Source organism: Salinivibrio sp. EAGSL (genome assembly GCF_013366455.1).
Classification (GTDB): Bacteria; Pseudomonadota; Gammaproteobacteria; order Enterobacterales; family Vibrionaceae; genus Salinivibrio; species Salinivibrio costicola.
Genome location: NZ_JABWMG010000037.1, coordinates 1 through 6,534 on the forward strand (window position 1 = coordinate 1; position 6,534 = coordinate 6,534).

General features: G+C 44.4%; 3 protein-coding genes and 2 pseudogenes. 4 read left to right on the top strand and 1 reads right to left on the bottom strand.

What is annotated here, in order from left to right:
- From HLG76_RS14475 to HLG76_RS14490, 4 genes and pseudogenes are all read left to right on the top strand, one after another.
- A pseudogene (locus HLG76_RS14475) lies at nt 1–632 on the top strand (type VI secretion system tip protein VgrG); the annotation flags it as partial.
- 9 nt (nt 633–641) lie between these two features.
- Nucleotides 642–1,160 carry a DUF4123 domain-containing protein gene (locus HLG76_RS14480; RefSeq protein ID WP_175993918.1) on the top strand — a complete coding sequence of 173 codons (519 nt, stop codon included), beginning with the start codon at nt 642–644 and terminating at the stop codon, nt 1,158–1,160.
- Nucleotides 1,157–4,651, top strand: coding sequence for a LysM peptidoglycan-binding domain-containing protein (locus HLG76_RS14485; protein WP_175993919.1), 3,495 nt, complete (start codon nt 1,157–1,159; stop codon nt 4,649–4,651). Before HLG76_RS14480 ends, HLG76_RS14485 begins: the two co-directional genes overlap by 4 nt.
- Nucleotides 4,644–5,687 (top strand): hypothetical protein, encoded by a 1,044-nt coding sequence (locus HLG76_RS14490; RefSeq protein WP_175993920.1) that lies wholly within the window; start codon nt 4,644–4,646, stop codon nt 5,685–5,687. The genes HLG76_RS14485 and HLG76_RS14490 overlap by 8 nt, the downstream gene beginning before the upstream one ends.
- Before the next feature lie 86 nt (nt 5,688–5,773).
- Here HLG76_RS14490 and HLG76_RS14495 read toward each other — a convergent pair.
- Nucleotides 5,774–6,115 (bottom strand): annotated as a pseudogene (locus tag HLG76_RS14495) (transposase); the annotation flags it as partial.
- Nucleotides 6,116–6,534 lie beyond the last annotated feature (419 nt).

Here is a 6,534-nt window from a genome sequence, read left to right on the forward strand (position 1 = left end):
ACAACGAGCTCACGTTCGAAGACCAATCGGGCAGTGAGCAAGTGTATTTACACGCGCAAAAAGACTGGCACACCGAGGTAGAAAACGACCGTGTGACCGAGGTAGGTCATGACAATCACCATCAGGTACACAATGACCAATTTCATCGTGTGATGGGCAATGCGCATCATACCGTGGAGGGAGAGAGTCGCCAGTACACCCAACAAGACCAAACCCTGATTGTCGATGGCTCGCTGCATGTCAAAGCCGGCCAAGTGTGGGTGAATGACGCCAGTAACGAAATTCATATCAAAGCCGGTCAAAAAGCGGTGATTGAGGCAGGGAGTAGCATCACCGTCAAAGCCGGCGGCAGCTTTGTCAGCATTGATGGCGGTGGTGTCCACCTTGTGGGCCCCGCGATTAACCTCAACTCAGGCGGCAGCTCCGGCGCCGGTAGTGGCTATGCGGGCAAAGTCGCTGCCCTCCCGTTTGGGGTGGAGTCGCTTCCTGATCCTGTCAACTCAGCAGCGCCGATCGATGCGTCTCTCACGAGTGCGTTACCCGCTATCGCGAAACTGGATATTCCTATGATGGAGATATGTCAACGGCAGACTGACGGCTCTTGTCCATTGAAAGACTGCCCGTGTAAGTAGGATTCTGTGATGAATTGGTTGTTAGTAATCGATAAAAATCGCGTGCCGGGCATTTGTCAGCATTGCGCAGAGGGTAATGTAGAATGGATACCTTTGTATCGAGATACTATATGGGAGCCCCAGTTAGTAAATAGCCCTATTTGTGCCAGGGTCAGTGAGGAAGATTCGGTTTATCAGCGTTGGCTGACGGAGCCTCAGTGGGCGAGCAGTGGCGTGGTTTTTGCGATGCCAGAGCATCTAGATATCTTCGAGCAAGTATCTAGCTTACAAGCGAATATCACTGTCTTTGATGAAAACCAACGTCAATATCTGCTGCGCTTCTACTCGCCCAAGACGTTATTACACCTTGCTAGCCTGTGTGATCAAACTGTGCTGATGTCGCTATTACAGACGGCACATTATGCGTACATATCTCCCGCATTCTCTGAATTATCAGACGCCACGCAATTAATATTTAATCCCCGAAAAGGGACGGAAGTTGACGCTGTCTATTTGCCTATTTCAATAGTTGAGGAGTTACTAGCATGAGCCAAGAGTACACGATAAAGCAAGGAGATACCCTCTCTGAATTAGCTGAAGCGTTTAATACGGATGTTAGTACTCTTCAAGAGCTGAACAGCGATAGAATTAAGAATATCGATACTATTCGTGTTGGCAATACGCTTTCTGTGCCGACACCGGATGACAAGTCCACTGAGACAAAAGAGCCATTAGACGTTGTTCCTAATGATAATTTGACTAAAAGAAAATGCTCTATTGAATATGTCGATGCGCTTTATGTGCCTCATAATCCAGCAGAGGGAAGCTCACCACGTCCAAGTGTCTATCTCTTAACTCAAGAAGCCTACGACATTATTGAAAAAGAAGCACAATTATGTGAAGAGGCGGTGCAAGGAGACAAAGAGACAGTATTAGCTAATCTAGAAAAACTTGGTGTGATGGATCAGGTAAAAGCGACGCCACACGAGTTTTTCTTGGCAAAGTATGATGAAGAGCACCCAGATGAACCTTCATTAAAACAGCGCTATATGCAAGCCCTCCAAGCGCGATTAGCCTTAGAAATGAGCATGGCATCAAATATTGAATTCCTTCCCAGCACGCCTGATATTGAGGACGTGCGCGATATTCATGCGTCTTTTAACGAACGGATAGAAGCGTTGAATGTCGAGCGGGGGCGTTGGCGAGAAACCGGTGATGATAACTATTTAGAGTATACGATTGTGGTCACTGGTCGTGGTGCCGTGAATGTTAGAGAGCCAAGATCCGATGTCGATAATCGCTTCGCAAGAAGACGCGCGAGTATCGTTAAGGAACTACAATCTGACTGTCTTGATATTGTTATCGAGCTTATCGATGAATTAGAGAAGATCGCCACTCAGCATGCAAAAACGATTTCAATTGAAGAGGATGGTGCGACTTATAGATATAGTGATCAGTTGAACTACTATACCTCAAGCAGAGATTCAGATATCCAGCGCTTGATTAATGATTTAGTAGATTGTCGTATTAATGCATCCCTCGGTGACTTCACTAATTCAAATGAGGTGTCCACCTCTACAAAGCTACCTCGCCCAGTAGAACAAAGAAGAGTATATCTTAGAGGCATTGTCGCTTTTTTTGACGCTCTCCCGAAACACGAGACACTACCTCCTGTATACATGACTGGAGAGTATGAAATAGCCTACTACATGTACCGGCTCAATCAGTTTGGGTTTTACGTTAAAGAACAATGCTTAAATGAAAGTGAGCTATTTAATGGGGCGGACGCTGTCACTTCTCTTCAAGAAAATATCGGCAGTCAAAGTATTGGTACAATTCAACGATTGATCGGAAGTCTAAATATATCAACGTTAGGCTATTACTCTGCGTACGCGTTAAGAATTACCATAATCAAAGAAATCGCTAAGCGAATTGCGGCCTTTACTGACTTAGTATCAAAAAACCAACAATATGCGGACTATGTGAGGAGGCTTCTTGTTTATTCAAAGCACATTCAAGAGCGCTTCGATGCGCTAGAAGCGCTTGCCAAGAGTCGGTTGTCATCACCTATTCTAGACGGTCAGGAGGATTCGGTCCTCATAGGGCAAGTGCGAGAGAAAAAGCGCATATTGCTTTGGGATGAGCACAAAGATTGGGCACCAGAAAATTTGAACAATCAAATTGTCCCTGACTCCATGGCGCTGAATACGACGATTGTTGAGTGTGCGCTCACTTCCAAGCCAAACGAAGCGATGTATATACGTTCAACGTGTGCGGTTTTAGATAATGACCCAGCAAGGAATAAACAAAGCTGTGCGCGAGTTTATGAACCCACGCTACCAACAGGGCAAGGAGCGATAAACCCCAAGGCATTCAAGGACGCGTTAAGAGACGCCTTGGGTAATGATGCGGAAATTAAAAAGACGTTTGTGTTGGCTAACGTGGGAGGAGAGGTCGCTTTAGATGAGGCCTATGAGTATGTGCTACCGTGGCGAACCCAGCAAACTGAGATTTTCGGTAACACCGTTAAGATGGACGTTAGCGGCGGCGCACAATTTATGCGATTTACGTATTCAGCGCAGGCAGCAGCTGAAAGCGTCAACTTAAACTTAGTGGGGAACACGCAGTTGGGGGCGTCGCTTGATTTCGCCAGCGGCCAATTAGCGACAAAATTCTCCATTCCAGCTGAAAACATGTACGATCTGAAAGTTCCCTATTACACCGTTGACAATGAGCGTCGTGAAGTGAGCTTAGGAGACATTCGCTTCGACATTGAAGCGGTTGTACACGGTATGTTAGCGGCAAGCATGAAATACTCGAATGAGATTGCACTTGGTCAAGATGCTGCCACAGGGGCTACAGGCTTACGGACATCTCAAACCTTTATTGCAACACGTTTGGAAAGCAAGCAAGACCTAGGGCTCGCGGATGATAGTAAACTGCGAAATATTAAGGCGGGTGCAAAGACTGAGGTGTCGGCCTTTGCTGGTGCAGAGGTAGGTGGACAAGTCAGTCTTGAATGCTTATGGAAAAATGTGGGTAGCTCGGACATGAAACAGTTGTTTAAGCTCGCCACTCGCCTCACCGCGCAGTTAGGCGTTGGAGCGAAACTTATCTTGCAATGTACCTTAGATAATGGTCGCTTAATCTTTCGTTTCGACTTTGGCGCCGCGTCTATCGCTGGTTTCTCTGGCAAGCTGGCGTTTGAGTTAGACCCGCTTGCTTACGACGAATTTATCTCACGGTTGTTAGATGTGATGGAGCACCCGAGTTTCAGTCGCTTTGGCCTATTCCATGAAAGCGATGGCAGTGAAGCCTTTTATGCTTTTAACAGGCTACTGACAGTTGCCGTTGCTTATCAGCTTACCCTGACGCAAATTGCACTGCTTCCTTTTCATCTTATTCGAGACATGGAGCAGCGAGCATTGGAGACGACGAACGCCCCCTTTGTGGCGGACTTCATTAATAGTGACGTTGAGACATCCGGTCAGCGAGACTGGATCAAGAAAATGCCGGCTGAAACCTACGCCAAGCTCTTTTCGGTTCTATTGCATTATCATGATCTAGGTTTTTGGGCTAACGATGCAGAAGCAGCGAAGGATAACCTCGATCAAGTGGCTGCGATGACCAAGCTTTTAGAATGGATAAGAGGAGAGAGCCACCCGGTAAGTGACAATGCTAGGAAAAAGTTCGAGAATGTCATGCAAAGGATCGGAGAAGAGATTGAGGTGGAGCTTCCCGAAGAAGTGAAATGGCAACGCTATGCGGAAAACATTGATAAAATATTAGTATTTTGGGAGGCTTCTTATAGTAACCTCGAGAAAGTAGACCTTAAACAAGGGAAGCGAAAGTTCATTGAGATAAAATATGACTTGGTCGAGGGCTTTGAAAGTCTAGCTGATTGCTGGAAACCTTATAAACGAGTAAATATACTTCCTGCTTATCAAGAAGTGGCTGAATATACTTCTGTTCATATGAATGATAAAAAAAGAAAGAAGGATATTGAAAGTAAAGGCTTTAGGAATATACTTGGTGGATAAGATGAATTTAATAAAACTCTTGGTTTTTTGTGTTTTTTTTCTCATTGCTCCTGCTCAAGCAAAGACCTTAAAAGAGGGACTGTCCCTTCTAAACGAAGAGAAGTATAAAGCGGCAAATGAAGTTTTCAGAGCGCTGTCTGATAAAGGTAACGCTAAAGCCTTTTACTGGTTAGCTTATACTCAGTTTAAAACGTTAGGTACAGTAGAAGCCGGTTCTAGCCTTTTAAAGGCCGCTGAGGGAGGTAACCCTTGGGCAATGGCGACGCTTGCAGGTACATATATGCCGAAAGTTGATCGTTCTTTTTGTGGTTATTTGGGTTGGCCATGTGAAGAGCAATGGGTAGACAAAGCAATTGAAGGTTGGAAGAAACTCGCCGAAGAGGGTAATGGTAAAGCTATGTACGCACTCTTATATCATGACCCTAGCTGGTGGCAATATATTCCTATTTATCGAGAATATCGCTATGGCGAGTTAGCTGAAAAGATATATAAAAGTAAGGGTTATACATTTTTCTTCGATAGCCATTTTTGGTCTTGGGTTAATGAAGACATAAGATTGGAATACTTAGAGAAAATGGCTAAAGATGGGAATATGGTGGCTGTTTATGAAGCTGCGTTCATGTACAAGGAAAGAGGGGATATCAAAAAAGCTATAGATTGGATAGATTATGGCGTTAGGAATAATGATTTTAACTCTTTGTTATTCAAAAGTATTATGTTTATCCCTTTTATGAGAGAGGCTGGTATTGGGGAGAAGGAAGATACGTCTGAAAAGAAAGCCTTTTTTTATTGCATGATTGCACACTCGATGAATAATAAGCATGACTGTAAATTAACAAGGTATTTCGATGAGTTTTATGATGAAGAAAATGATGAGTTGAAATATTTTGATAAATATACAGGTGAGTATGTTAGCAAAGAAGATATTGAAAGTGTAAAAGCTCAGGCTAGACAGAAAGCTAAGGGGCATAAAGCTAACCTTTACCTTGATGAAACAACAGTAGAATTCTTTAAAGGCTTCAGGAAGAATCTATAGAGCAATTTTAAATTATCATGTGACCTCAATAGGAGGGTGTTCAATATTCTGTGTGAGGGTGTTCAATATTCTGTGTCAGCCAATTTTCATAGGTCTATGTGATCATCCAGTCGGCCTTCGAAGTGAATGGTCAGCTGCGATAGCGTCAGGCTCCAGCTCTGCACCGGATGCGACCAATGCTCAGACGCCTTTAACATACCTGCGTAGAGTAGCTTGAGCAAGCTGTTCTCGTTGGCAAAACCACCTTTGGTTTTGGTCAGTTTGCGGAACTGGCGGTGCACGGCCTCAACGGCGTTCGTCGTATATATGGCGGTACGCACGTATTCCGGATATTTGAAGTAAGTAGAGAGTGTGAACCATTTATTGCGCCAGGACTTAATAACGATGGGGTATTTGCCACCCCACTTAGCTTCTAAGTCATCCAGCGCGCTCTCTGTAAGCGGTTAATAAACCCACATACCCATAAGACACGGGCTTTGCCATAGTACCTTTGTTAACCTCTTACGGAGAAAGTGGGCAAAGTTTATAGCAAAAATACAGTCGAATTACTCAGTGAGCAGTAATGGTTTCTGGGGCTAAGCGACTTCTTAAAGCGTTTAGGTAGTGCGTAAAGGCTCAGCGATATGCCAAGCAACTTTTTGCCAAGCCAAGCAAAAAGTTGCTTGAGTCGTGCAAAAAATTGGTCACGTAATCGATAAGCATTTGAAAATAAGGGCATAAAAACTTGGCATGAATCTAGCTTAATAGCAGGGATAGACAGCAACAGTCGCTGTTTGAACTCGAATCATACAAAAAGGAGCGATTATGCCAACGCCATGTTATATCTCGATTGAAGGCGAAACCCAGG